General features: G+C 59.0%; 30 protein-coding genes. 11 read left to right on the top strand and 19 right to left on the bottom strand.

The features are described from left to right. Positions 1 to 109: 109 nt before the first annotated feature. Together SynRS9902_RS07800 and SynRS9902_RS07805 are read left to right on the top strand one after the other, a co-directional pair. Positions 110 to 346 (top strand): hypothetical protein, encoded by a 237-nt coding sequence (locus SynRS9902_RS07800; protein ID WP_186508706.1) that lies wholly within the window; start codon positions 110 to 112, stop codon positions 344 to 346. A gap of 2 nt (positions 347 to 348) precedes the next feature. After that, on the top strand, positions 349 to 765 hold the full coding sequence (locus tag SynRS9902_RS07805; RefSeq protein WP_370586287.1) for a hypothetical protein: 417 nt from the start codon (positions 349 to 351) through the stop codon (positions 763 to 765). Here the strand turns inward: SynRS9902_RS07805 and SynRS9902_RS13840 are convergent. The 4 genes from SynRS9902_RS13840 to SynRS9902_RS07825 form a co-directional block, all read right to left on the bottom strand. Further along, the gene (locus SynRS9902_RS13840; protein WP_370586288.1) at positions 749 to 1,042 is read right to left on the bottom strand and encodes a hypothetical protein; all 294 of its coding nucleotides are present in this window, start codon (positions 1,040 to 1,042) and stop codon (positions 749 to 751) included. The two genes, SynRS9902_RS07805 and SynRS9902_RS13840, sit on opposite strands and share 17 nt — an antisense overlap. Positions 1,043 to 1,212: 170 nt before the next feature. Continuing rightward, complete coding sequence (locus SynRS9902_RS07815) at positions 1,213 to 1,500, bottom strand: hypothetical protein (RefSeq protein WP_115009267.1); 288 nt, start codon at positions 1,498 to 1,500, stop codon at positions 1,213 to 1,215. Positions 1,501 to 1,569: 69 nt separating this feature from the next. Then, positions 1,570 to 2,265, bottom strand: coding sequence for an SDR family NAD(P)-dependent oxidoreductase (locus SynRS9902_RS07820; protein ID WP_186508707.1), 696 nt, complete (start codon positions 2,263 to 2,265; stop codon positions 1,570 to 1,572). After that, positions 2,265 to 2,807: a TIGR00730 family Rossman fold protein gene (locus SynRS9902_RS07825; protein WP_255446070.1), complete on the bottom strand. Its 543-nt coding sequence runs from the start codon at positions 2,805 to 2,807 to the stop codon at positions 2,265 to 2,267. The genes SynRS9902_RS07820 and SynRS9902_RS07825 overlap by 1 nt, the downstream gene beginning before the upstream one ends. Before the next feature lie 86 nt (positions 2,808 to 2,893). Between SynRS9902_RS07825 and SynRS9902_RS07830 the strand changes: the two genes are divergently transcribed. Both SynRS9902_RS07830 and SynRS9902_RS07835 read left to right on the top strand, forming a co-directional pair. Next, positions 2,894 to 3,706, top strand: coding sequence for an SdiA-regulated domain-containing protein (locus tag SynRS9902_RS07830; protein ID WP_255446071.1), 813 nt, complete (start codon positions 2,894 to 2,896; stop codon positions 3,704 to 3,706). Continuing rightward, on the top strand, positions 3,693 to 4,646 hold the full coding sequence (locus SynRS9902_RS07835) for an SDR family NAD(P)-dependent oxidoreductase (RefSeq protein ID WP_186508708.1): 954 nt from the start codon (positions 3,693 to 3,695) through the stop codon (positions 4,644 to 4,646). The genes SynRS9902_RS07830 and SynRS9902_RS07835 overlap by 14 nt, the downstream gene beginning before the upstream one ends. A 139-nt stretch (positions 4,647 to 4,785) precedes the next feature. On the opposite strand, the gene SynRS9902_RS13845 is transcribed toward SynRS9902_RS07835, so the two are convergent. Together SynRS9902_RS13845 and SynRS9902_RS13850 are read right to left on the bottom strand one after the other, a co-directional pair. Further along, entirely contained in the window at positions 4,786 to 5,466 is a 681-nt protein-coding gene (locus SynRS9902_RS13845; RefSeq protein WP_370586289.1) for a DUF389 domain-containing protein, read from the bottom strand. Positions 5,467 to 5,502: 36 nt separating this feature from the next. Next, entirely contained in the window at positions 5,503 to 5,778 is a 276-nt protein-coding gene (locus SynRS9902_RS13850) for a hypothetical protein (RefSeq protein WP_370586290.1), read from the bottom strand. 86 nt (positions 5,779 to 5,864) lie between these two features. Between SynRS9902_RS13850 and SynRS9902_RS07845 the strand changes: the two genes are divergently transcribed. Beyond that, positions 5,865 to 6,731 carry an EamA family transporter gene (locus SynRS9902_RS07845; protein ID WP_186508709.1) on the top strand — a complete coding sequence of 289 codons (867 nt, stop codon included), beginning with the start codon at positions 5,865 to 5,867 and terminating at the stop codon, positions 6,729 to 6,731. Here SynRS9902_RS07845 and cobW read toward each other — a convergent pair. Both cobW and SynRS9902_RS07855 read right to left on the bottom strand, forming a co-directional pair. Continuing rightward, positions 6,668 to 7,759 (bottom strand): cobalamin biosynthesis protein CobW, encoded by a 1,092-nt coding sequence (gene cobW, locus SynRS9902_RS07850; protein WP_186508710.1) that lies wholly within the window; start codon positions 7,757 to 7,759, stop codon positions 6,668 to 6,670. The two genes, SynRS9902_RS07845 and cobW, sit on opposite strands and share 64 nt — an antisense overlap. A gap of 5 nt (positions 7,760 to 7,764) precedes the next feature. After that, the gene (locus tag SynRS9902_RS07855; protein ID WP_244273103.1) at positions 7,765 to 8,256 is read right to left on the bottom strand and encodes a pentapeptide repeat-containing protein; all 492 of its coding nucleotides are present in this window, start codon (positions 8,254 to 8,256) and stop codon (positions 7,765 to 7,767) included. 73 nt (positions 8,257 to 8,329) lie between these two features. Between SynRS9902_RS07855 and SynRS9902_RS07860 the strand changes: the two genes are divergently transcribed. Genes SynRS9902_RS07860 through ilvD form a run of 3 tightly spaced genes read left to right on the top strand, consistent with a single transcriptional unit; the run spans position 8,330 to position 10,968 of the window. Beyond that, positions 8,330 to 8,935 (top strand): uracil phosphoribosyltransferase, encoded by a 606-nt coding sequence (locus tag SynRS9902_RS07860; protein WP_186508711.1) that lies wholly within the window; start codon positions 8,330 to 8,332, stop codon positions 8,933 to 8,935. A 36-nt stretch (positions 8,936 to 8,971) separates the two neighbouring features. Then, positions 8,972 to 9,250, top strand: coding sequence for a hypothetical protein (locus SynRS9902_RS07865; RefSeq protein WP_114989086.1), 279 nt, complete (start codon positions 8,972 to 8,974; stop codon positions 9,248 to 9,250). A 44-nt stretch (positions 9,251 to 9,294) separates the two neighbouring features. Beyond that, positions 9,295 to 10,968, top strand: coding sequence for a dihydroxy-acid dehydratase (ilvD, locus tag SynRS9902_RS07870; RefSeq protein WP_186508712.1), 1,674 nt, complete (start codon positions 9,295 to 9,297; stop codon positions 10,966 to 10,968). A gap of 11 nt (positions 10,969 to 10,979) precedes the next feature. Here the strand turns inward: ilvD and SynRS9902_RS07875 are convergent, their stop codons facing one another. The 7 genes from SynRS9902_RS07875 to glpX all read right to left on the bottom strand — a co-directional run bounded on the left by SynRS9902_RS07875 (position 10,980) and on the right by glpX (position 17,923). Then, entirely contained in the window at positions 10,980 to 11,348 is a 369-nt protein-coding gene (locus SynRS9902_RS07875; protein WP_114989084.1) for a hypothetical protein, read from the bottom strand. A gap of 4 nt (positions 11,349 to 11,352) precedes the next feature. Continuing rightward, positions 11,353 to 11,913 (bottom strand): CIA30 family protein, encoded by a 561-nt coding sequence (locus tag SynRS9902_RS07880; protein ID WP_186508713.1) that lies wholly within the window; start codon positions 11,911 to 11,913, stop codon positions 11,353 to 11,355. Next, positions 11,894 to 12,607 (bottom strand): 6-phosphogluconolactonase, encoded by a 714-nt coding sequence (gene pgl / locus SynRS9902_RS07885; protein WP_186508714.1) that lies wholly within the window; start codon positions 12,605 to 12,607, stop codon positions 11,894 to 11,896. The genes SynRS9902_RS07880 and pgl overlap by 20 nt, the downstream gene beginning before the upstream one ends. 11 nt (positions 12,608 to 12,618) lie before the next feature. Continuing rightward, positions 12,619 to 14,037 carry an NADP-dependent phosphogluconate dehydrogenase gene (gene gndA / locus SynRS9902_RS07890; protein ID WP_186508715.1) on the bottom strand — a complete coding sequence of 473 codons (1,419 nt, stop codon included), beginning with the start codon at positions 14,035 to 14,037 and terminating at the stop codon, positions 12,619 to 12,621. A 134-nt stretch (positions 14,038 to 14,171) separates the two neighbouring features. Then, positions 14,172 to 15,467 (bottom strand): glucose-1-phosphate adenylyltransferase, encoded by a 1,296-nt coding sequence (locus SynRS9902_RS07895; protein ID WP_114989080.1) that lies wholly within the window; start codon positions 15,465 to 15,467, stop codon positions 14,172 to 14,174. Positions 15,468 to 15,588: 121 nt separating this feature from the next. Next, complete coding sequence (locus SynRS9902_RS07900; RefSeq protein ID WP_114989079.1) at positions 15,589 to 16,887, bottom strand: glutamyl-tRNA reductase; 1,299 nt, start codon at positions 16,885 to 16,887, stop codon at positions 15,589 to 15,591. Positions 16,888 to 16,918: 31 nt separating this feature from the next. Continuing rightward, entirely contained in the window at positions 16,919 to 17,923 is a 1,005-nt protein-coding gene (gene glpX / locus SynRS9902_RS07905) for a class II fructose-bisphosphatase (RefSeq protein ID WP_186508716.1), read from the bottom strand. 150 nt (positions 17,924 to 18,073) lie between these two features. On the opposite strand from glpX, the gene rpe reads away from it, so the two are divergent. From rpe to SynRS9902_RS13515, 3 genes are all read left to right on the top strand, one after another. Continuing rightward, positions 18,074 to 18,757, top strand: coding sequence for a ribulose-phosphate 3-epimerase (rpe, locus tag SynRS9902_RS07910; protein ID WP_115008971.1), 684 nt, complete (start codon positions 18,074 to 18,076; stop codon positions 18,755 to 18,757). Positions 18,758 to 18,910: 153 nt separating this feature from the next. After that, the gene (locus SynRS9902_RS13670) at positions 18,911 to 19,039 is read left to right on the top strand and encodes a hypothetical protein (protein WP_255446072.1); all 129 of its coding nucleotides are present in this window, start codon (positions 18,911 to 18,913) and stop codon (positions 19,037 to 19,039) included. Between the two features lie 1,426 nt (positions 19,040 to 20,465). Continuing rightward, positions 20,466 to 20,603 (top strand): glycine zipper 2TM domain-containing protein, encoded by a 138-nt coding sequence (locus tag SynRS9902_RS13515; protein WP_255446073.1) that lies wholly within the window; start codon positions 20,466 to 20,468, stop codon positions 20,601 to 20,603. A 29-nt stretch (positions 20,604 to 20,632) separates the two neighbouring features. Here the strand turns inward: SynRS9902_RS13515 and ccsB are convergent, their stop codons facing one another. Genes ccsB through SynRS9902_RS07935 form a run of 4 tightly spaced genes read right to left on the bottom strand, consistent with a single transcriptional unit; the run spans position 20,633 to position 23,908 of the window. After that, entirely contained in the window at positions 20,633 to 21,547 is a 915-nt protein-coding gene (gene ccsB, locus SynRS9902_RS07920) for a c-type cytochrome biogenesis protein CcsB (RefSeq protein ID WP_114989075.1), read from the bottom strand. A gap of 38 nt (positions 21,548 to 21,585) precedes the next feature. Next, positions 21,586 to 22,746: an LptF/LptG family permease gene (locus tag SynRS9902_RS07925; RefSeq protein WP_255446273.1), complete on the bottom strand. Its 1,161-nt coding sequence runs from the start codon at positions 22,744 to 22,746 to the stop codon at positions 21,586 to 21,588. After that, positions 22,746 to 23,474 carry an LPS export ABC transporter ATP-binding protein gene (lptB, locus tag SynRS9902_RS07930; protein WP_186495496.1) on the bottom strand — a complete coding sequence of 243 codons (729 nt, stop codon included), beginning with the start codon at positions 23,472 to 23,474 and terminating at the stop codon, positions 22,746 to 22,748. Before lptB ends, SynRS9902_RS07925 begins: the two co-directional genes overlap by 1 nt. After that, complete coding sequence (locus SynRS9902_RS07935; protein ID WP_186508717.1) at positions 23,471 to 23,908, bottom strand: LptA/OstA family protein; 438 nt, start codon at positions 23,906 to 23,908, stop codon at positions 23,471 to 23,473. The genes lptB and SynRS9902_RS07935 overlap by 4 nt, the downstream gene beginning before the upstream one ends. Between the last annotated feature and the right edge of the window lie 26 nt (positions 23,909 to 23,934).

The raw sequence follows: 23,934 nt of genomic DNA on the forward strand, positions 1-23,934 counted from the left end.
TACCGAGGAGCAACGCCGAAGCAACCCCAAAAATACCCAACAGATACTCCTGAGTTGCTCAGCAGTGTCTTTTGAGCTACCCTGGGGATGCTCCGGCAGCAGACGGGTCATGATCAAAACCTCCACCCGAGAGACCCAGGTGAAGCTCACGGTCTCCGTCCCACCGAGCCTTCATGTGCTTCTTCGCGGCTGGGCCCTGTGCGAAGGACGTGAGCTGACCAGCGTTGTACTTCAGTGCGTGGAGCTGTCGGTGCGCCAACTCAAGAGCAATGGCTCCATTCCCAGCGCAGCCATCCGCGCCTATGAGACTGCCTGTGATGAACGTTTGGCTGTGGGAGGTTTGTGATCGTGCAGCTTGATCAGATCGAACAAGCGCTTCAGGCTCCGGTGATGGACGCCGTGATTGCCCTGAGCGAAAGGGTGCAAACCCTCGAGAACAATCCTGAGGGGCGGATCTACACCGCCTATCGCGCTATTGATCAAACCCTCTCCTTGGGGTACTCCGAGAACATCGATGCGATCGGTGAACAGCTTCGCGAACGCGACTTCGTGCTTCTCGCGAGCCGTCGGGGTACACGCCGAGAGCAGAGGTTGCTGTTACTCACCCTCAAAGAGATCGGTATCGCCAGCAGCTACAGCGAAAACTGCTTCAGCGCATCGCCGAACACGGTGAGCCATCTCAGGCACCTGGGCTGGCCCTTGGGCAATCTCAAGCAAAACGCCAACGGCACCAAGACGCGCAAACGCTTCAACCCGGGGCGCTGATCAACGATCGACAGCGTTGCACCATCGCCGCTACAACGGCAGGATCAGCGGCGGCTCGATCGCCGCGATCCATGTCCCGGTACAAGTCGGCAACCGCCCACGCTTTGGAAGCCGGTTCATTCAGATGGCGTGGGATGAGATGGAGATGAAGGTGCTGGGCTCCCTCACCAAAGGCAATGGCATACACGCGCTCGCATCCGCTGATCTGTTTCACGAGATCACTGGCATCGCGAACAGCGCACCCCCAATCAGAAGCCTCGGCCGCCGTGAAATCCACGGGGCCGGAACAGTGCCTTCGTGAATCCAAGAGAAGCCAACCTGGTAGGGGTGCTGGGTCCGGGTGATGCCGCAAAACCCAGAGTTCAGAGCGCTGAATCTCGTACCGCTCTTGCGCGGTGGGATCGAGATGCAGCTGGCAGATGGCGCAGTTTTCCACGGGGATGATCTTCAACGACGAACAGCACCACGGCCATTACCGATCAGCCCGAAGTCGATGATCAAACCTATCAACACCACCAACAGGCCACTGAACGACGACACGCCCCCGAACGAGGCCGCAGCCCAGCAATAGCCGAGGGTTGTGGTGGGGAGAAACAACAGACCCAGGATGGGAAGCAACGGGTTGGGAACACTGGTGCCACTGAAGGGCTGCAGCACGAAACTGCTGTTGATCAACCACATCAACACCAAAACCAGGCGTGGAGCCAGCAGGCCAATCGCCGCCAGAAGACACATCGCAAGGCAGGGACACCGGGTCATCCATAGCGACATCATCTGACGGCGACATCGTCCTCACCTGAAGATTCAGGTTTCGAGCGAGCAATTCATCGCCAACTCGAACGGAACGGCGGCGTTGGGGATCGACAACAGGCTGCTCGAGAGAGACGCAAGATCCTCGGGTTGGGTCATCGCGGCAGGTTCAACGGCCGTCACCGCACGAGCCATATCTGTGTTGACCCAACTGGGACAGATGGCGGTCACCCGAATCCCCTTGTCCCACCCTTCATTGCGCATGCTCTGACAGAGCCCCATCAAGGCGAATTTGCTCACGGGATAACCCGCCATTCGACCTTTGACGCGTTTGCCACTCATCGACACCAGCACCTGGATTCGTCCATGGCCACTGGTGACCAGATACGGCCAGGCCGCACGGGTCAGCCACCAGGGCCCCTTCACGTTGATCGCCCACAGTTCATCAAGCTGCTGCTCTTCGCCATCCGCAAACAACAACGGGGTTCGATGCAAAATCCCCGCACAGTGGATCACGGTGTCGATGGCGCCCCAGTGACGAACGGTGCTGTCAACCCATGCTTCAACACTGGTTGGATCGCTGGCGTCGTAGGCGTGATGCAACACCGTCTCAACGTCTAGGTCTGTTCCCCTTAGAGCCTGCGGATCCCGCAGACCAAGGCTGAGGCGGTGTCCATCCTTGAGCAACCGTCTGGCAATGGAACGTCCGATGCCACGACTGGCTCCGGTAAGCAAAACCGTGCGTTGCATCAGGACGCGTTGAGAAGTCGATCGATCAGCAATTCTGGCGTTGTTGCATCCAGGAGGAGCTGGCGATTTCGCTGCGAGAGAAAGCCCTTCGAAACGCTTTGATCCAAAAAGCTCAGCAACGCATCGAAGTAGTCATCGATGTTGAGCATGCCGATCGGCTTGGCATGAAAACGAAGCTGAGCCCAGGTCAAGGCCTCAAACAACTCGTCGAGGGTTCCCAGGCCTCCGGGCATGGCAACGGCTGCATCGGCCAGATCGAGCATTCGCGCTTTGCGCTCTTGCATCGATCCCACAACCTCGAGATGGGTCAAACCGGAGTGCACCACTTCATCCTGCGTTAACGCCTCGGGGATCACCCCAATCACCTCCCCTCCAGCCGCCAAAGCGGCATCAGCAACAGCGCCCATCAAACCAATGCGAGCGCCGCCGTAAACCAGGGCCATGCCGTGGTTGGCGATCAGTGCACCCAGCTCAGTGGCAGCAAGCTTGAACAGGCTCGAGTCGCCGCTCGAGGAGCCGCAATACACAGCGATTCGATTCATGGCGCCTGGCCGTGATCCATTCATCCTCACCTGCGATGGCTGGCAAAAACGAGCCATGCCTCGAGAATCACCAGGAACGGGTCCCGATGAGGATGACCTCGATGCGCCTTGAGCTGCTGAGCCGTCACAGGATTCGAGACCCAGGCCTCGGCCTGAATGAACCATCCGGACTGACGCTGAACGCGGATGGATCAGCGCTGTACACCGTCAGTGATGACACCAAGGCGATTTTTCTTTTGGATCTTAAAGGCAGGGTGTCGGTGAGTGACTCTTTCTTCATCGGCCTCGACGACTTGGAAGGCATTGCACTCCGTGGAAATGACAGCGAGCTGCTCGTGGTGCAGGAGCGGAGCAATTCTGTGGTGGTGGTGGATCTGAGCAGCCGGCGCGAACGGTATCGGCGCCCGCTGTCAGCCATGACCAATTACGACACGATCGCGCACCACTTCCCAGACCCTCCGGACAACAACGGATTGGAGGGCATCACCGTGAACACCAGCAACAACCATGTGGTTGTGGTGAAAGAGCGCCAGCCCGGTTTGCTGATCGAACTGGATTCCACACTCACCACAATCCTCTCCACACGAATGCTGCAAGCCAGCCAAGGGTTCATGCACCCCGAACTGAAGGCCGAGAAGCTGGATTTCTCGGGCCTGAGCTACGACAGCAGCAGCGACACCCTCTGGATCGTCAGCGACAAGGGGCGGTGCCTGTTCCAGTACGACTGGGCAGGCGACACTGTTCTCCAGCGCCTCGATCTCACCATCAGCACGGGAGACAAGCCACAACGGATCCGCAAACCTGAGGGTGTTGCCATCGATCCCGGGCGGAAAAGGATCTACGTGGTGAGCGATCGGGACGCTGATCTCTACGTGTTCAAACTCCATGACGACTGCTGAACAGCGCCGCGTTCTGATCACCGGTGCGAGCAGCGGCATTGGCCTTGAAGCGGCAAAAATCCTGCTGGCCCGTGGTGATGCACTCACCGTTGTTTGCCGCAATGCAGAACGGGCCGAACGAACCCGCACGGCTCTGTCGGGTTCCGTTGACACCTGCATTGCCGATCTGGCGGACCTTGCGTCTGTGGCCAAGGCGATCGAACAACTCCGCCATCACGAGATGCCATTCGATGCACTGGTGCTCAATGCCGGGTTGCAATACGCCGGCTACAGCTCCCCCCGTTGGAGTGCACAGGGCATTGAACTCACCTTTGCGGTGAACCACCTGGCCCATCAACTCCTGACTGAAGGATTGAAGGAGCAAACCCAAGCCATCGTGATCACCGCCTCTGAGGTGCACAATCCAGCCACCGGCGGAGGACGGGTTGGCCAGCCTGCAGGGCTGGGCTCGCTACAGGGACTGCGCCAGGGCCCCGGGGCGCCGATGGTGGATGGAGAAAGTCCGTTCAATGCAGACAAGGCCTACAAAGACAGCAAGCTGTGCAATCTGCTGATGGCCCTGCAGATCCACCAGCAGCGTCCGGACATACCAGTCGTGGCCTGGAGTCCGGGACTGGTGATTCCCCGCACGTCAGAGGGGTTTTTCAGAAACAGTCGCCAAGCCAATCCACTTGGGCAGGCCTTGTTTGGGTTGGTCGCTCGGGATCTCTTGCGATTGACGGAAAGCGTTGAGCGGGCAGGGGCACTGCTGGTGCAGCTCATCGATGAACAACTTGATCAACCGGGATTCAGGTACTGGAGCAATGCCCTGTTGGGCCCTGGCCGGCATCAATTCAAACCAACGGAACCCTCCGAGGAAGCGAAGAACAGCGACACAGCGACGATGCTCTGGATGTTGTCGAACAAGCTGATCAACTCTTTTTTGACGCCATCCCGCTGATCGCCAAACCGTTCACCAACCAGCATCCATTGCATTAGTTCATTGACTGATTATCAAACTTGTACACACGGTTGGGAATCACACTGATGTTGACGTCAAGGTCATCCAAGCCGAAGTCTTTGGCTCGTTTCAACATCTGCTAATTGACATCGTTCATAAAGGATTGATCCAAGATGTCTTCGGGTGCATTGAGCACAACATCCAGCCTTGCCTCGTTGTTAACAACACTCACGCTGCTGTACATCTGACGAATTTTTGACCACAACCTCTGGTTGCCTCGCGCGAGGGCTACACGTTTGAGTTGTCCTGCTTTGAAGCGACCAAATTCCGCATCCATCTGCTGCCGCACACTGAAGTCATGCAATGCCGATGACAAGGGCAGGCTCAACAGCCCGAGCAATCCCAACCAGACCAGAAGATTGCGCCAACAGCTGCGGAATGAGCCGTAACGCTGCAGCAAGAACACCACAAGGCTGGTGACGGTGATGCCGATCAGGTTCGCCAGAAAAAGCAGAAACGATCCCTCCGCGATCTGGTTGGTGAGACCCGCCACCGTTCCACGGCCAAACACAGCAACCATTTCCGAGCCGAGCGTGAGGCCAATGCCGCTGACACAGAGTGGTGGCACAAGGGCGACAGCAATCGCCACCCCTGCAATCGAATTCGACAATTGCTTGCGGGTCATCGAGAACGACCCGGCAATGGCTGCCGCGATAGCGATGCCCAGATCGATCAGGTTGGGAGACGTGCGGCCGGTGATCTCCGACTGCACATGGCTGATGCCCAGTCCCAAACTGATCAACGCCGCGGTTCCAATCACCGCCAGAACGCCGAAGCCAATGGTGACGGCGGAACGTCAGATCAATTTCCCATCGCTCACGGCCAAGCCAAAAGCCAGGCTGAGGATGGGGTCCATCAGCGGAGCGACGATCATGGCCCCGATCACAACCGCCGTGCTGTTGGAGATCAGCCCGAGGCTGGCGATCACCGCAGAGCTGATCAGAAGAATGAAAAAACCAAGCGATGGCTTGGATGAAGCGATCCGCGCTTCATAAAGCTCCGTGCGAGGAACACGACTTTCAAGATGAACCGCCCAATGCCCCGACAGGGTCTCCAGCAATTGCCCCAGCACCGTGCACGTCTCCAGGCTTCACATTCCTGAATTGTGCACAGAGTTCTCGACTGCACAGCAGACTGCACAACGATCAACACCAGACCATGACGGGTGTATTGGCGGCCCTTGGAGCAGCCATGGCCTGGACGGGAGCCAGTGCACTCTGGCGATCGCTATCAGGGCGAGTCACGGCGATCCGGCTCAACGCCATGAAGAACGGCTTGGCCAGCCTGCTGTTTCTGCCGGTTCTGCTCACACTTCCGCACAACACCGAAGTGCATTCTGTTCTGCTGCTGTTAATCAGCGGCTTGATCGGCATTGCGGCCGGCGACAGCTTTTATCTCGGGGCGTTGCGGCGACTCGGCACCCGACGAACCCTCACCGTTGAAGCCAGTGGACCGGTGCTCGCAAGCATCGCTGGGGTGCTGGTGATGGGGGACAGCTTGGGAGTGAAGAACGGTCTCGGCGCGCTTTTGGTTTCAAGCGCCGTGGTGCTCATTGCCATGCAGGCGAAAGAGACGAGCCAACGGAAGCAGGGAGCCATCGCTGCTGACTTCGGCACTGGGCTGCTGTTGGCACCCACCGCCGTGATCTGTGGGCTCAGCGGAGCCTTTCTGGCCCGTCATGTGCTGATCAGCAGCGACCTCACCCCTTTGCAGACAGCATCGATACGATTGCTGGGCGGTTGGCTAGGTCTGCTTCCCTTTCTCAAGGGGATCTGGAGACAAACCAACCTGAAGCAGCGGGAGCAGTGGAAGCTTGTGATCGCCACCGTGGTGGGAACCAACGGGGGAATCCTGTTGCAACAGGTGGTGCTGCAAACGATGCCCGTTGGAGAAGGGGTGACGCTGATGGCCACGGCACCAGTGATGGCTCTTTTTGTGGGCCGAATGGAAGGAGACCCGATTCACCTCTCCGGTGTGGCTGCAGCGGGGCTGGCCTTGGCCGGTGTGGCCTGCACCAGCCTCTGAAGGCCAGATTCCAGGGCCGGAGCTGCAGCCTCGTTCAAGGCCAAAACCACTAGATCAGCACCACAACCCTGGTCGGGACGCCAGGCATGGCTGGGAGCTGCTTCAAACCAGCTGTTCAACCGCGGACCCACCATCTGGATCTGGAGAGGAAGCGTTTTGCCGGGCAGCCATACACGCCCCTTGAGTCGAACCACCTGGTGATTGCTCACGAGGCTGGGCAACATCTGCTCGAGGGCCTGACGGTCCAAGGCCCCTTCAACGCGCACATTGCTGCCGACCATGTCGACATGGCTGTGGTCGTGGTGGTTGTCGTGATGGGTGTGGGCCTCCTGGGGGGGGGGCTTGTGGTCAAGGCCCAACACAACGGATGTCTCCACCTGTCCCTGAGACACAGGAAGCAGAGCGGTACCCGGGCGCACTTTGTCTTTGATCCGCCCCTGCACCTCAGCCATCGCTGATGCATCCAGGCAATCAGCCCGGCTGATCAAAACCAGGTCAGCGGCCTGCAGTTGATCCTCAAACAAGTCGTCGATCGCTGTGAGGTGATCAAGGCTGGGATCCTCGGCCCGTTGCCGCTCGAGCGCTTCAGCATCAGCCACTGGGCTGCCTGCAGCCAAAGCTTCGCCATCCACCAGCGTCACCACACCATTCACATGCACACGGCTGCGAATGGCCGGCCAATCCAGGGCCTGAAGCAGAGGCGTTGGCAAAGCGAGACCGCTGGTTTCAACAACGATCCCATCCAATTGATCCGCCCGTTCCAGCAACGTCTCCATGGTCGGCAGGAAGTCGTCCTGCACCGTGCAGCAGAGGCAGCCGTTGTTCAGCTCTACCAAACGGCCATCCACCTCCTCCTCAGGACAAAAGCCGCAGCTGCGAATCAGATCACCATCAAGCCCAACGCTGCCAAATTCGTTGACCATCACGGCCAATCGCTGACCGCCACGGGTGAGCAGATGGCGGAGCACCGTGGTCTTGCCGGCCCCAAGAAATCCGGTGATTACGGTAACCGGCAGACGCTTAGCCATGACGATTAAGGGCGGCAGCCCAGGCTCTCACGGGTGGAGACACCACTGATCGGATTGGATCCATCCGCCCGAGCGCAGAGGGCCCGCTGTTGGGGAAGGTCGATCACTGCATTGGTGAAATCAGCACCGTCGATCTGCGCGTCAGTGAAACGGCTCTGCATCATCATCGCGTTGGTGAAGTTGGCCCCCCGGAGATCGGCGCCCTCGAAGTGGCTGGCAAAGCCCACAACATCGGAGAGATCGGCATCGCGGAGATCGGCCCCCTGCAGTTGCGAGGTGTTGATCACAGCGCCGCGCAGGTCTGTGCCGCTGAGATTCACCTCGCGCAAATCGGCCTTGAGGAATTCTTTTTCCTTGAGGTCAAGACCGTGCATATCCGCGCTGATCTCCTGAACTGCGAACTGACCACGCAGCTCGGGAGCGGTGATGGCCTGAACTGATTCAGCCCAAACAACAGTGCTGAACGCCAGCGTGATCACCGCCAGCAGCGAGGCCATACGTCGAAGGGCGCCCATGAGACCGGTAATTTGAGCAATCACGTTATGGCAACTGTCCGCGGAGCGAGTCGATATGGCCATGAGCTTGCGGGTGGTGGTTCCACCCCATCCCCTGATCGGCCATTGGCTGACCATGCTTCGGCATCGGGAAACCCCTGCAGCCCTCTACGCCACAGCCCTGCAGGAACTGGGCCGGTGGCTCACCTACGAAGCCCTGCGGGACTGGCTGCCCCATCGCCGCGAGATGGTGCCCGGACTCCATGGGGACACCGAAGGCACCCTCGTTGAAGCATCGGTACCGCTGATCGCCATTCCAGTGCTGCCAGCAGGCCTCGAGCTTTGGCAGGGAGGACGATCCGTCCTTCCCGATTCCTGCCTCTGCCTGGGGTCATGCCCACAGGAGATCGAAGCCAACGCCGGGGTGATTCTGTTTGTTGATCAGATCAGTGATGGTGAGGCCTCCCTCAAACTTCTGCAGGAGCTCCAGAGCAAGGGTGTGGATGGACGGCGGCTGCGGCTGATCACTGCCCTGTGCGCCAGCCCTGGACTGAAGCTGTTGGGTGAAGCGATTCCAGACCTAACGCTGCACACCGCCTGCATTGACGAAGGCGTGGGGGAGCAGGGTGAGATTCGTCCGGGAATCGGTGACCCTGTGCGACGGCTGAACCTCAGATCTTGAGGGCATGACTAACCTTCAGGCAGGTTGATCGCACCCATGGCCCAGCAGCACGACACGGGCTCAGGCACCCTGGCAACTCTGGTCACCGGAGCAGTGCTCGGTGCTGCAGGCCTGGCCTGGTGGCTCCTCAATGAAGCCGACAGGCGCAGGCGTTACGGGGCGCAGAAGTCGATGTTGCACGCACCGCGGATGCAGGACGGTTCCGAAGTGCTGGACAGCGCAGGCAACGGACACCTCGAGGAGCGGGTGGAAAAACTCAACGCGGAGATCGCCCGGGTTCGCGCCCAACTCGAGGGACTCGGTAGCGAAGGATGAGCGCTCGGTAGGTTAGCTTGATTGCCACTGGTCCGCTCCGTTCCATGCTTCGCTCCGACGCCGTCACCAAGGGGATTCAGCGGTCTCCCAACCGCGCCATGTTGCGGGCCGTGGGCTTTGGAGACAGCGATTTCGGCAAGCCCATCCTGGGCATCGCCAACGGCTACAGCACCATCACCCCCTGCAATGTGGGGCTGAACGACCTGGCCAAACGAGCTGAGGAAGCGGCCCGGCAGGCCGGAGGCATGCCACAGATGTTCGGAACCATCACCGTGAGTGATGGAATCTCCATGGGAACCGAAGGGATGAAGTACTCCCTGGTGAGCCGTGAAGTGATCGCTGACGCCATCGAAACGGCCTGCAATGGCCAGAGCATGGATGGGGTGCTGGCCGTTGGTGGCTGCGACAAGAACATGCCCGGCGCCATGCTCGCGATGGCACGGATGAACATCCCTTCAGTGTTCGTCTACGGCGGCACGATCAAGCCGGGCAAGCTGGGCGGCTGTGATCTCACGGTGGTGAGCGCTTTTGAAGCGGTCGGCCAACTGACCAGCGGCAAGATCGACGAAGAGCAGCTCACCGCAGTTGAGAAAAATGCCTGCCCTGGGGCTGGCAGTTGCGGCGGAATGTTCACCGCCAACACCATGAGTGCCGCCATCGAAACGATGGGTCTCAGCCTCCCCTACAGCTCCACGATGGCTGCCGAGGACGAGGAAAAGGCCGACAGTGCGGCTCGCTCCGCCGAGGTGCTGGTGGAGGCAGTGAAAGCCAACATCCGCCCCCTGGATCTGCTCACCAAGGAAGCCTTTGAGAACGCCATCAGCGTGATCATGGCGGTGGGTGGCTCCACCAATGCGGTGCTGCACCTGCTGGCCATTGCCCGCACCGCCGGCGTTGCTCTGAGCATCGATGACTTCGAACGGATTCGTCAGCGGGTGCCGGTGATCTGTGATCTCAAGCCCAGCGGCCGCTACGTGACCGTTGATCTGCACAACGCCGGCGGCATTCCCCAGGTGATGAAGCTGCTGCTGGATGCAGGCTTGCTGCACGGCGACTGCCGAACGGTGGAGGGCAAAAGCCTGAAGGAGTTGCTCGCCGATGTGCCCTCGGAGCCGCCCTCCGGGCAGGACGTGATCCGCCCCCTGAGCAATCCGCTTTACGCCAAAGGGCACCTCGCCATCCTCAAGGGCAACCTCGCCAGCGAGGGAAGCGTGGCGAAGATCAGCGGTGTGAAGACCCCTGTTCTCACCGGCCCGGCGCGGGTGTTTGAAAGCGAGGAAGACTGCCTTGCCGCCATCCTCGACAAAAAGATCCAGGCCGGGGATGTGGTGGTGGTCCGCAACGAGGGTCCCGTCGGTGGACCGGGCATGCGGGAGATGCTGGCTCCCACCTCAGCGATCGTTGGTCAGGGCCTTGGGGACAAGGTCGCCCTGATCACCGATGGCCGCTTCAGCGGCGGCACCTATGGCCTGGTGGTGGGTCACGTGGCTCCTGAAGCCGCCGTTGGCGGAACGATCGGGCTGGTTCAAGAAGGCGACAGCATCACGGTTGATGCTGATCAGCTGCTGCTCCAACTCAACGTGGATGACGCGGAACTGGATCGCCGCCGGGCGGGATGGAGCAAGCCGGAACCCCGTTACCACAACGGAATTCTCGGCAAGTACGCGCGGCTCGTCTCCAGCTCAAGCCGGGGTGCGACCACCGACCACGCCGATTGAATTCGGCGCAATCAAACAGCCGGTTGCACCAGAGCCCGTAGGCGCCGACCCAATGCTTCAAGCGGGGCGGCATCCTGCGGTGCCGCACAGCGCTGCCCCGATGCGCCATCCATCCAGACCGGATGGCGCCCGTGCCAGAGCATCGGACGTTCCGGTTGGTCCCACCAGCTCAGCATCAGATTGATCTCATCGCCACTCCGATAGATCTCCAGTTCAAGATCCTGATCGGAGCAACGCTGGCCGTCACCATCACGGCATTCAATCCGCACGTGCAGATCGTCGATCTGTTCTGGAGCCGAAGGATCGATCAGAACAACAGCATGGCTCCAGGGCTTGAGGCAAACGTCAGCCGCCTTGGCAATCAACACCAAAAGGTCCATGGACTCAGGGCAAGGCGCGGATTGAACGGATCAGCACCCGGATGGACCCAGCGCGAAACCCCGGATTGAGATCCCCAGCATCGCCGAATTTCGAGTGCAACACCTGAATGCGGGTGATGCCACTGGGATCGAAGCGCAGCGGTAAGCCAACGGGCTTGGCACGCACCGTGGGTCTGAGGTCGGCGAATGGCACCACAACAGGGGTCACACCGGACGGTTTGGTCGCAACATCCACCACCCAGCGGAGACCACCGGGAATCAGTTCCGTGAGTCCCATGGCTCCATCCCGGCAACCAAGGGCAATCTTCAGGGTGCGTCCCTCACCCTCAACATCCAGCTGAAGTGCTGAATAAGGGGACAGATCGAGCGGGGGCTGCAGGCGAGGGGAGCGGCAGCTCACGAAACCACCGCCGGTCTCCACCAGCTCCCCGTCCAGCACGAGTCCGTCGGGGGTCACGCGGCAACCGGCACGGGATCGGCCGCCCATGATCGTGTCGTTCAGGCTGGCCCAGTCAGCAAAGTCGCTGCCCTGGAAAAGGATCTGTTCAGAGGCCGGCGGCTGCATCCTGATCAGCAAGGATCAGCACATCACTAGCAGGTTGAACCAGCCGAGCGGGAGTGCGATCGTAGGATTCGGAGGGATCAACCAGTCTCCGGAGGGCCTCCTGTTTACCGGCCCCACTGACGAGGAAGATCACCTGACGAGCGGCACTGAGCACAGGAGCCGTCATGGTGATGCGATCCAACCCCTTGCCGCGCCCGATGGTCGTCCAGCGATCCGACACCGCTGGAGCCTCGGTGCCGGGGAACAGGGATGCGGTGTGGCCGTCATCCCCCAGGCCCAGCAGCATCACATCGAACACCGGTGGTGCTCCTGAGCACAGCTGAGAAAGCTGGTCAGCAAAAGCCTGGGCACTGGCCTCAGGGCTCTCCAGTTCCACGGTGGGCACGGGATGAAAAGCGGCTGAAGCTCCAGGCCCTGGGGCGAGAAGGGTGCGGCGCAGCATGCCGGCGTTGCTGGACGCATCGTCGGCAGCCACCCAGCGCTCGTCACCCAGAACGACGTCCACCCGGTCCCAGGGCAAACGTTCCTGACCGAGCAGGGAGTAGGCGCTGGCGGGCGTGCTCCCACCGGAGAGAGCGATCTGGCAGCGGTCCCGTTGATCCAAGGCCAGATCAATTTGGGCGGCAACAGTTTCACAGACCTGACGGGCGAGGTCCTGAGGATCCTTCGCCCGCTCGATGCGGTAGTTGGTCATCGCTCAACCGCTCAGCTGAGCCATTCGGTGTGGAACGTCCCCTCCTTGTCGACCCTTTGGTAGGTGTGGGAGCCGAAGCAATCCCGCATCGCCTGAACCAGGTTCTGAGGAAGGCGACCGGAGCGGTAGCTGTTGATGTAGTCGAGGGTGCTGCTGAAGCAGGGAACGGGAATACCTGCCTCGGCGGCACCGGCCACCACTTGAGCCAGTCCGGGAAGCCGTCGGTTGATCTGTTCAGCGAACCAGGGATCAACCATCAGGTTAGGCAGCTGGGGATCCGCGTGGAAAGCATCCTGAATGCGCTTCAGCAGACGGGCCCGAATGATGCAGCCACCCTTCCAGATCTGAGCGATCGACGGCATGTGGAGTTCATAGTCGAGATCCTGGGAGGCGATTCGCAGAAGCTCCATGCCCTGGGCATAACTGGCGATGCAGCTCAGCACCGTGGCATCCATCAGCGGAGCCATGGCATCGTCAGGCGTTCCCAGGTCAATGTCCTTGATGGTTGGTCCTTTGAGGATCGATTCGGCCGCCACGCGTTGGGGCTTCATCGAGCTCATCACCCTTGCATTGAGAGAGGCATAGATGGTGGGAACAGAGGCACCCATCTGCAGTGCCGTCACCACGGTCCAGAGGCCCGTGCCCTTCTGGCCAGCCTGATCGGTGATTTTTTCCACCAGATCAGTGCCATCGACGGGATCCTTGGTGCGGAGACACACCTCGGTGATTTCCACCAGATACGACGACAACTCTTCTGTGGCGTTCCATTGACCGAGAACGTCGGCCATCTGCACACCGGTCATTCCCTTGACCCGCTTCATCAGGTCGTAGCCCTCGGCAAGGATCTGCTCAATGCCGTATTCGATCCCGTTGTGGACGGTTTTCACCAGGTGTCCTGACCCGCCGGGACCGATGTAGGTCACGCAAGGTCCGTCTTCGACCTGAGCCGCCATCTTGTTCACAAGGCCCTCGATGGCCTCGTAGGAGGTCTTGGTTCCTCCGGGCATCATGCTCGGCCCCTCCAGGGCACCTTTGGCGCCACCGGACACACCCATACCGATGAAACCGAAGCTCTTGCTCTCGAGTTGCTTCACCCGACGTTCGGTGTCGTGGTAATCGGAGTTGCCTCCATCAATCAGCAGATCGCCTTCTTCGAGATAGGGGGAGAGCTGATCAACAACAGCATCCACTGCAGGCCCCGCCTTCACCATCATCAAAATCCGGCGGGGGCGCTCCAACTTGCCAACGAAATCTTCGAGGTCAGTGGCGCCCTGAATGTTCTTGTCCTTGCCACGCCCCTGGAGGAAGTCTTCGGTTTTGGCGTAGGTGCGGTTGTAGACAACGCTGGAGAAACCGTTGCGTTCCGCATTCAGGACGAGGTTCTCGCCCATCACGCCAAGACCGATGAGGCCGAAGTGAGACTTGGACATGGCCTGAAGGACCACTGAGGACTGATCTCAGTGTGTTGATCTCGGTTGGTCTCGACCGCAAATCAACCAATAAATGTCAGGAATGAGCCATCGGCAGCAAGACGTCGGCTCATTCCTTAAAACGGTTGCTGCCCTCAGATCACCGTTCCATCAGCGATGGTGGCGTTTTTCTGCACCACCACAATGCCGTTGCGGATGTAGAAGCCCTGATCGGAACGGTCGGCTTCTTCCACGTTGTCCTTATTGATGATCGAGACACCCGAACCAATGCGGGTGTTCTTATCGAGGATGGCGCGTTTCACGGTGGTGCCCTTGCCCACGCCGAGCGGAATGCCTCCGCGCTCTTTCAAGACAGCGCGTTCATCTGGAGATTCGAAGAAGTCGGCCCCCATCACCAGCGTGTCCTGAAGCACGCAGTCACTTTCAATGCGACTGCGCACCCCGAGAACACAGTGGTGGATGCTGCAGGACTTCAGGATCGAGCCTTCGCCAACAATCGAGTTGGTGATCTGGGCGTCAACCAGCTTGCTAGGGGGCAGATAGCGAGGACGGGTGTAGATGGGGAATTTCTCGTCGTAGAAGCTGAAGGGGGGCGTGGGTTGTTGGGTCAGCGCGAGGTTGGCTTCATAGAACGCACCGATGGTGCCGATGTCTTCCCAGTAGTCGTCGAACACATAGCTCTGAAGCTTGTCGCCCCGCGCGAGAGCCTCGGGAATGATCTCCTTGCCGAAATCCTTATGCCCGGGATGCTTGTCGAGCAGATCAAAGAGGGTCTGACGGCTGAAGACGTAAATGCCCATCGAGGCCAGATAGGGCCTTTCCTTGGCTGAATCGGCACTGAGGCCGAAGCGAGAGGTGTCGACAGCCATCTCCAGCAGCGAATCACCCTTGGGCTTCTCGCGGAACTCCTTGATCGAGCCGTTTTCATCGGTCCGCATCAGACCGAAAGCCTCTGCCTGCTTGGGATCAACGGGAAGGGCAGCAACGGTGAGATCAGCACCTGAGCGGCGGTGGTGCTCGATGAAGAGGCTGTAATCCATCCGGTAGAGCTGGTCGCCGGAAAGGATCAGGTATTCATCAACATCCCATTCCTGGAACAACCACTGGTACTTGCGTACAGCGTCTGCAGTGCCTTCAAACCAAGTGGGACTGTCGGGGGTTTGCTGAGCTGCAAGCACCTCAACAAAACCGCCACCAAAGGAATTACTGAGGTTGTAGGTCTGACTGAGGTGACGGTTCAGTGACGCACTGTTGAACTGCGTCATCACGTACATCTTGTTGATGTCGGAGTTGATGCAGTTGCTAATCGGAATATCAATCAGTCGATATTTGCCTGCCAGAGGGACGGCCGGCTTGGCGCGCATTTTTGTGAGCGGATACAGGCGCGTGCCTGCACCGCCGCCCAGAATGATGGCCAAGACCCGCTTCATGCCGCTGTCCCAAATCGGCGTTGCCGCAAGAACTTACCGGAGTTTTTGGCTTCGCAACCGTCTTTCGGAAGAATCAGTCGAGATTACTGGGATTCAGATCGCGACTGAATCGCTCAAGAGCTCAAGAAGCTTCCAAATCGAACAGTCGTTCGACAATTCGGAGGGCCTGTTGGCGATCCTGACGGGTCTGGGGAGCCCGCAGCTGGGTCACCGGCGTGTGGAGTATTTTGTTAATAATTCCTTTGCTCAACGCTTCGACAACCTTGCGTTCCCGGGCTGAGAAATCAGGGCCCATTCGGCTGAGGGCTTTCTGGAGTTCCTCCGAACGGATCGACTCCATCGACGAGCGCAGCTGGTTGATGGTCGGCACAGCCTCAAGGCTGTCCCACCACTCGAGGAACTGCTGCGCTTCTTGCTGAAGCAACTGCTCAGCCTCGCGGGCCATGGCCTGACGGGCTTCCTGGTTACGGGCAACGACCTCTTGCAGGTCGTCCACATCGTGGGATTCAACGCCGTCCACATCGGCAGCATCCGCAGCGATGTTGCGCGGCACACCGATATCAATCAAGCGCAGCTTGCTGCGCCGGTTCAGAGGAGCCAGACGTGCGGCATCAATGATCGGATCATCGGCGGCGGTGCTGGTGAACATCAGCGAGCAGGTGCTCAGGTACTGATCCAGATCCGTAAGGGGCCTGCACTGAACAGGAAGATCAGGGAAATCAGCCGACAGCTGCTCGGCCCGTTCAACGGTGCGGTTGAGCAGAACAACACCCGAGGCACCTTTGGCCTGAAGGTGCTGGAGCAACAGACGACTCATGCGCCCTGCACCAACAACGGCGATCTGCTCGCTTTCCAGGGTGACCAGTTGATCTAGACCTCGGGATTGACCGAGCTTGAGCTGGGCGAGCTCAACGGCAGCTGAGCTGATCGAAACAGCACCCGTTCCGAGGTTGGTTTCACTGCGAACCCGTTTGCCGGTGGAAACAGCCTGGGTGAGCAATCGGTTCAGGATCGGACCCAGGGATTTGTGCTCCTGGCCGAGCCGCATCATTTTTTTCACCTGGGAGAGAATTTGACCTTCCCCCAGCACAAGGCTGTCGAGACCTGCTGCCACCCGCATTAGGTGGTCGACAGCGTCTTCGTGGTGGTAACTAAACAGGTGGGGCGTCAGCTCCCCTGTCTCAAGACCGGAGTGACTGCTGAGGAAGTCGCTGACAGCAGACACGCCGAGGTCCGGATTGCGGACCAGGGTGTAAATCTCAAGGCGGTTACAGGTGCTGAGTATCGATGCCTCGAGCACCTGCTCATTGCCGCGGAGGGATTGAAGGGACGTCTCCATGGTCTGCTCAGGGATGCTGAGCCGTTCCCGGATCTCCACCGGTGCCGTCCGATGACTGAGGCCGACGACGGAGATATGCATGAAGACGTTCCTCTCAACCAGTTGATGACGATCAGCTCAGAGCGATGCTCTGGGCGCCGTCTTTGATGTGCACGGTGTTGGTGAAGCGACAGGTGTTGTCCAGGTTGCTGATCACCAGGCTGCTTGTGCGGGTGCAGTCCTTTTCGAACTTAACGCCATCAAAGAGCAGACCATCCGTGATGCCGCTGCCAGCGAAACAAACATGCTCGCCGCAGGCCAGCTCCTCAGCCTCATAGACCTTGTCGGGATCGGCGATGCCCATCTCAGCGAGACGCGCCAGGTTGCCCTCTTTGGTCATGTCAGCCCACTCGGAGGTCTGAGCAATCGCAGGGTCATACACCAGTTGGCCCTGGAAGTGACCACCAAGAGCGCGCATGGCAGCGGCGGAGATCACACCTTCAGGGGCAGCACCGATGCCCATCAGGCAGTGGGTTCCGGTACCAGCGAAACCGCAGGCGATGGCGGCCTGAACGTCTCCATCGGAGATGGGCTGGATGCGAGCGCCGGTGGCACGGATCTCAGCGATCAGGTTCTTGTGACGAGCGCGATCCATCACCACGATGTTCAGCTCGTCGACGGGGAGACTCAGGCACTCGCTGAGGATCTTGATGTTTTCAGTGGCTGATTTGCGGATGTCCACCTTGCCCTTGGCTGCCGGAGGAGCAGCCAGCTTCTTCATGTAGAAGTCGGGGGCGTTGAACAGACCGCCACGGTCGGAAGCGGCGAGAACAGCCATGGAGCCGCGCTGGTTAAAGGCGCAGAGGTTGGTGCCTTCGCAAGGGTCAACAGCAAAGTCAACGCCGGGGCCGGTGCCGGTGCCGACCTCTTCTCCGATGTAGAGCATCGGAGCTTCATCACGTTCCCCCTCTCCGATCACGATGCGGCCCTGCATCTGGATTTGGTTCATGCGCTTGCGCATGGCATCGACGGCCAATGCATCGGCTTCATCCTTCAGGCCTTTGCCGGAGAGCGAGGCGGAAGCGATGGCGGCCTGCTCGACGATCTCGAGAATTTCCTGAATGAGGGTCTGATCCACGGGACTCCGGATGAGGTGGGACGGGTTGGCGAGATCTCCTGGACGGGCAGTTGGCCGTCGCCGCAGTGGATCTCGACGTCTGAGCGCGGCTCACTGTATCAGTGGTTGCAGGAGTCCCTAAAATCTCCCGGCACTCCGCGCTCCTCATCCATGAGCACCAAGCCCCTGGTGATCTCGCCGTCGATCCTGTCGGCTGACTTCGCACGCCTCGGCGAAGAAGTGAAAGCCGTGGACGAAGCCGGTGCGGATTGGATCCATGTGGATGTGATGGACGGCCGCTTTGTTCCGAACATCACCATTGGACCGCTGATTGTTGAGGCGCTGCGGCCGGTGACCCAGAAGCCCCTGGACGTTCACCTGATGATCGTTGAGCCGGAGAAGTACGTCCCCGACTTCGCCAAAGCCGGTGCCGACATCATTTCCGTGCAGGTTGAAGCCTGCCCTCATCTGCACCGCAACCTGGCTCAGATCAAGGACCTAGGCAAAAAAGCAGGAGCAGTTCTGAACCCATCAACACCGATCGACACCCTCGAGTACTGCCTCGAGCTCTGCGATCTGGTGCTGATCATGAGCGTGAACCCCGGTTTCGGGGGGCAAAGCTTCATTGAAAACCAGGTTCAGAAAATTCGCGACCTGCGCCGCATGTGCGACGAAAAGGGTCTCGATCCCTGGATCGAAGTGGATGGCGGCATCAAAGCAGGCAATGCCTGGAAGGTGATCGAAGCAGGTGCCAACGCGATTGTGTCCGGCTCCGGTGTGTTCAACCAGCCCGATTACGCCGAAGCGATCAAGGGCATCCGCAACAGCAGCAGCAAGGAAGCCGTCCTTGCCTGATCAGCAGACCATCAGCTGAACACCAAAAGCCTGGCAGCCATGCCGGGCTTTTTTTATGAGCACTTCAAGCAAGAACCCAGCGCTTGAACAGTTTCATCATCTCCAAAGATTTGGTAGCCACAGTGATGCGAACAGGCCTCCGATAATCAATGGATGAATGATGACGTCAAATTGGTTGCCGCCTTCCTGGCGCTGAATGCTGGTGTGATCGCATTGGCTTTTGCCGGATATCTCAAAGGGAGCATGAATATCGGTTCAGTCCTTCAACATCTTGCTCAATAGTTCCGTTGACTTTGCGCATCGGGCAGGCCCAGGTTCTCTTCCCTGCCGCTTAGTTGAAATACGGATGATCAAAGCAGCTCCTCTGGAGGAGACTGGGAGAGTCGAAGTCGGAGGCGTCCAATGCGTGACGACGGTCCAACTGAGCAAGATCTAGAAGCTGCCTGACTGGTCTGACAAGCCATACAGCCAGAGGCTTCGTTCAGCTTCAAAGAACGCCAACAAGGTTTAGGCCATCCCTTTGCAGGGGTGGCCTTCCTTTTTGCCCGTTGGCTTGATGCATGTCCTGAGAAGCCAACAACAACTTGGAAGGGCATCACGCCAATCAGTGACTTGGATCACAAAACAAGACTGAAGATCATGGAATTATTAAGTAACGCGATGGACCACAGGTCACGGCGCGAGATTCACGCATAACCGGGAGAACAGCATGAGCAGACGAGGCATCCATCCACTGCTTCGGGGTCTTGATCGGCCTAAGCGGGTCGCACCTTCAAGACGAGCTGTCTTGCTGTCTGGCCTGGAATCAGCGCAGCGGAAGCGTTATCTGCGCTCTGAAGCAGAAAAGAGCGAAACCTCCCAACAAACGAACCGGCATCGCTCATCTCAGTGAGGAATGCTCCTGCAGGCCCTGATTTGTTCGTTCCTACTGCAGAGGAGAGGGTTGTGATCACAACCCAGAGTTGATTGGTGTGGGGGGAGAGTCCAAGTGGACCTCGATCCCCCCTGAGTGGTGGGGAGAGTCCGTAAGGCCTCGATCCCCTGGTGGCGGCCGCTTGCGCTGCCAGACCCACATCTCCACCATGGTTTCCTTCCACAGCTGCAGGCATGCAGCTCAAGAATCTCTTCCACTAAGGGTGGGCCATCTTCACAAACTGAACTCAGGCGAAACATCCCTGGAATGGGGGATCTGGACCAAAGGATCAATCCCTCATCTGGGGGATTGATTCGAAGAGAAAAAACTCCTTACGATAAAACCAACAAAAGCAATAAGCTCATGCCCAGATGCATCCTGTCATAGATCCAACTGAAGTTGACAGACCCTTTCTTATTCGGGAAGGCAAAATGAATCACAGAGCAACCCGTTCATTGTGAAAAAAGTTTTTTCCGGGCTTTTCACAGGAGTCGCGTTGATGACGCTCTTGAGTGAACCAGCCCTAGCCAACAAGACATATTCAAGGGCGAAGACTTGCTACCAGAATCAATATGTTGAGACTTACAATCCCGGCACCAGAGAAAAGCCTGGCTACGTCAGCAGTCGAGAAGAGAGGGTCGAACGGCCCTGCCCCAAGACCCTGCATTTCCATGGGCGCAAAAGCCACAAGCACAAGGAGGGGCATCACGCCCACAACCATTCAGCTCATCCACCGACAACGTCAGGAGGACGAAAGGTTATGGCGACTCCCGCAGCAGAGGACGACATTCTTGTTTGGAAGGAACCCTCGCTGGCGGCGTTCTAGGTGGAGCCTTGGGAGGCGCGCTTGCCAAAAAGGACAACTGGATCTGGTCGATTCCTGCCGGGGCTGTTGGCGGTGCCCTTGTTGGATGTCAGGTCGATGGCGGTTGAGCCTCTATCGAGTTCACACAAAGTGCTGTTTAGAAAAACCAGCCGTAGCTGTGCAAACCAATGCCCAGCAGATTCACCCCGATGTAACAAACAGCGATCACCACAAGGCCAACAACAGCCACAAGAGCTGGGCGTCGGCCCTGCCAACCGCGACTGAGGCGTGTGTGCAGATAAGCCGCATACACCAGCCAGCAGATCAAGGCCCAGGTTTCCTTGGGATCCCAGCTCCAGTAGCTGCCCCAGGCTTCATTCGCCCAAACAGCACCACTCACGATGCCCACCGTAAGCATCAAGAACCCAACGGTGATGGTGCGATAACTGAGGCTGTCGAGTTGCTCATTGGTGCTCAGCTGAACCGATTGCAGCTGAACAGAACCACCATTCGCGATCGAGGCCGCCTGACGATATCCACCACTGCCGATGGAACTACTCCGCAGTTCCAGGGATTGGCCGCGATCGGTGACCAACACCGCCAAGGAGAGCAGGGATCCCACCAGCAGTGCGGCGTAACTCACCATGATCACGCTCACATGCATGACCAGCCAGCTTGAGCGCAGGGCAGGAACCAAAGGAGCCGCTGACTGCAATTGATCGGGCAAGGCAAAGCTGGCGAAGGCAATACAACCAAGGCCCATGGGGGTGGCCGCAGCCGCCACGATGGGAGAAGGCCAGGCCCGTTCCACCAGCAGCTGGGTGAGGGTGCAAGCCCAGGCGAGAAAGCACAGGGATTCGTAGAGGTTGCTGATCGGGAAGTGGCCGGATTGCCACCAACGCAAAATCAGCTGAGCCGTGAACAGAAGGTTGGCGACGGCCACCAGCAGTCGCACCAAGCCAGCACGGGACTGGCTGGACACCGCCCAGAAAGCCATGGGCATGGCCAGCAGCAGCAACACAAAGCCAGCGAAACCAAGACTGGTGACCAGCTCAAAAGGCGTGTTCAGCACACCATTTCCAGAAGACACGGGGATTCTGCCTCGGCCAATCAGCGACTGGCCTGTTTCAGCAACAGACCACCCGCCCCGAGGAACAACATCACAGGCAGCCAGGCCGCCAGAACCGGTGGAAGGGTTCCCTTCACCCCGAGGGAACTGAAGCTGAAACCAATCACGTAATAGACAGCGATGATGCCGAGGGTGAGCACAAATGAGAAGCTTCGGCTGCTTCGGTAACTGGGCTGAGCGCCGAGGGTGGCTCCAAACAAGCCAAACACCAGACAGGCCATCGGTACTGTGAACTTCTCCTGGATCCGCACACGGATTTTGCGGGCTTCCTTGATGCTGCCGGCCTCTTCGTAGAGCCTCTGGGCCTGCAAGGCTTCAGCAACAGTCATGTTGATGGCGTCTTTCTCAATGCGCGCCAAGCTCACCGGACCGGAACCAAGGGGATAGACGTAGCGATCGAAATCGGCCTTGGTTGAGCTGCCGTTGGCGGCCAAGGTCAGAATCTGGCCATCCAGAAAGTCCCAGCTGGCTTGGGCCTCATTCCAGATGGCCCGATCCGCACGCAACATCTGGGTGAAACCGGATCGGGTGAAATCCAGAACCGTCACATCCACCATTTCACCGTTCTGAAACTTGCGCGAATAGAAGAGTTGATTCAGCCCCTTACCGTCCTCTTCGCCGTCGGAATCGAAGCGGGTCCCGAAACGGGGATAAATGATGTCGCGTCCTGTCTCACTGGCGAGGGAACGCCCCAATGAACGCTTGAGGGTGACCTCTGCATAGCGTTGGCTGCGGGGCACCACCACGTCGTTGAGAACGAAGGTGAACAGCGTCATCACCATCGAAAGGGCGAGGGCCGCGCTGATCATCCGAACTGTGGTGATCCCAAGGCTGCGCAGGGCGGTGAGTTCACTGTTCGCCGAAAGGCGGGTGAACACGAACAGGGATGCCATCAGCGTTCCGATCGGCACAGAGAAGGCCAACCAACGCGGAATGCTGAACAGCAGCACCTGAACCGCGATCGTGATCGGCAGGTTCTTGTCGACCATCTGCCGCACCAGTTCAAACATCACGCCACCCGTGAGCAGCAACAGGGTGAACAGGGCAATGAAGAACAGAAGCGGACCAAGCAGCTCCTTGAGCAACCAACGATCCAAAAGATCCAGCCGCATCCAGGTGGCCCGTTTGAGACGATCCAAAATCACAGTTGGAATCCCTCCCCGAGGTAATAACGACGCACCTGTGGATCAGCTGCCACCTCCTCGGAACGTCCTGCGGCCAACACCGCACCATCGTTGAGGATGTAAGCCCGATCAGTGGTGGCCAGGGTTTCGCGCACGTTGTGATCGGTGATCAGAATCCCCATGCCCCGGGAGCGCAACCCCTCGATCAGCAGCTGCAGATCCGCCACCGCAAGGGGGTCGACGCCGGCAAAGGGTTCATCCAAAAGCAGATACGTCGGTCCGTTGGCACCCGATGCCAGTGCCCTGGCCACTTCGCAACGGCGACGTTCACCCCCAGAGAGTTGGAAACCAAGTCGGTTGATGAACGCGCTGAGGTGAAAGTCCTCAATCAGCTGCTGGCGCCGATCCCGACGCTGCTCGGAGCTGAGATCGGTCTGTTCAAGAGCGATATCCAGATTTTCACGCACCGTGAGATTGCGAAACACACTCGCTTCCTGGGGCAGGTAACCCACACCAAGCCGGGCTCGCTCCGGCATGGGCAGATGGGTGACCCGCTCACCGTTCACCGTCACCTCGCCCTGATCAGGGGAGAGCAAACCGATCACCAGATTGAAGGTGGTGGTTTTTCCAGCTCCATTGGGACCGAGCAGGCCGACCACCTCGCCGGGGGCAAGCTTCAGATCCAAGCCCTTCACCAACTGGCGGCCCCCAAGGGTGATGGAGACATTCGACAGTTCCAGGGTCATGGAGTCAACGGGTTGGTCTCGGCCTGAACGTCGAGCACGGGTTGGCTGGGAGTGAGCGACCACTGACTGAACACCTGCTGGCCGGGAACAGGGCTGGCAATCGCGCGACCTTCATCCAGGAGATAAGTAAACCGATCAGCGCGGAGCTGGTTGCCATCAGCCTGGATCACATCAACATCACCACTCAGCACAATCCGATCTTCCTCCGTGAAGTACTGGGCTTGTCGGCTGGTGGCCACCAAACCACGACCGGCGTGCACCAAGCGAACGTTGCCACTGGCGGTGATCACACCCGTTCCGTTGTCGGCCGATTGCAGGTCGGACTCAATCGTGATGACGCCAGCGTCAGCTGTTTGCTGAGCCTGGGCCGACAACAGGGGCCAAAGGGCGGCCAGAAGGGGCAGAGCTAAAAGAAGCCCCCGAGAACGGAGCATTGCTTTCACTGCCACACCACCTGCCC

This window comes from Synechococcus sp. RS9902, assembly GCF_014279635.1.
In the GTDB taxonomy this organism is placed as follows: Bacteria; Cyanobacteriota; Cyanobacteriia; order PCC-6307; family Cyanobiaceae; genus Parasynechococcus.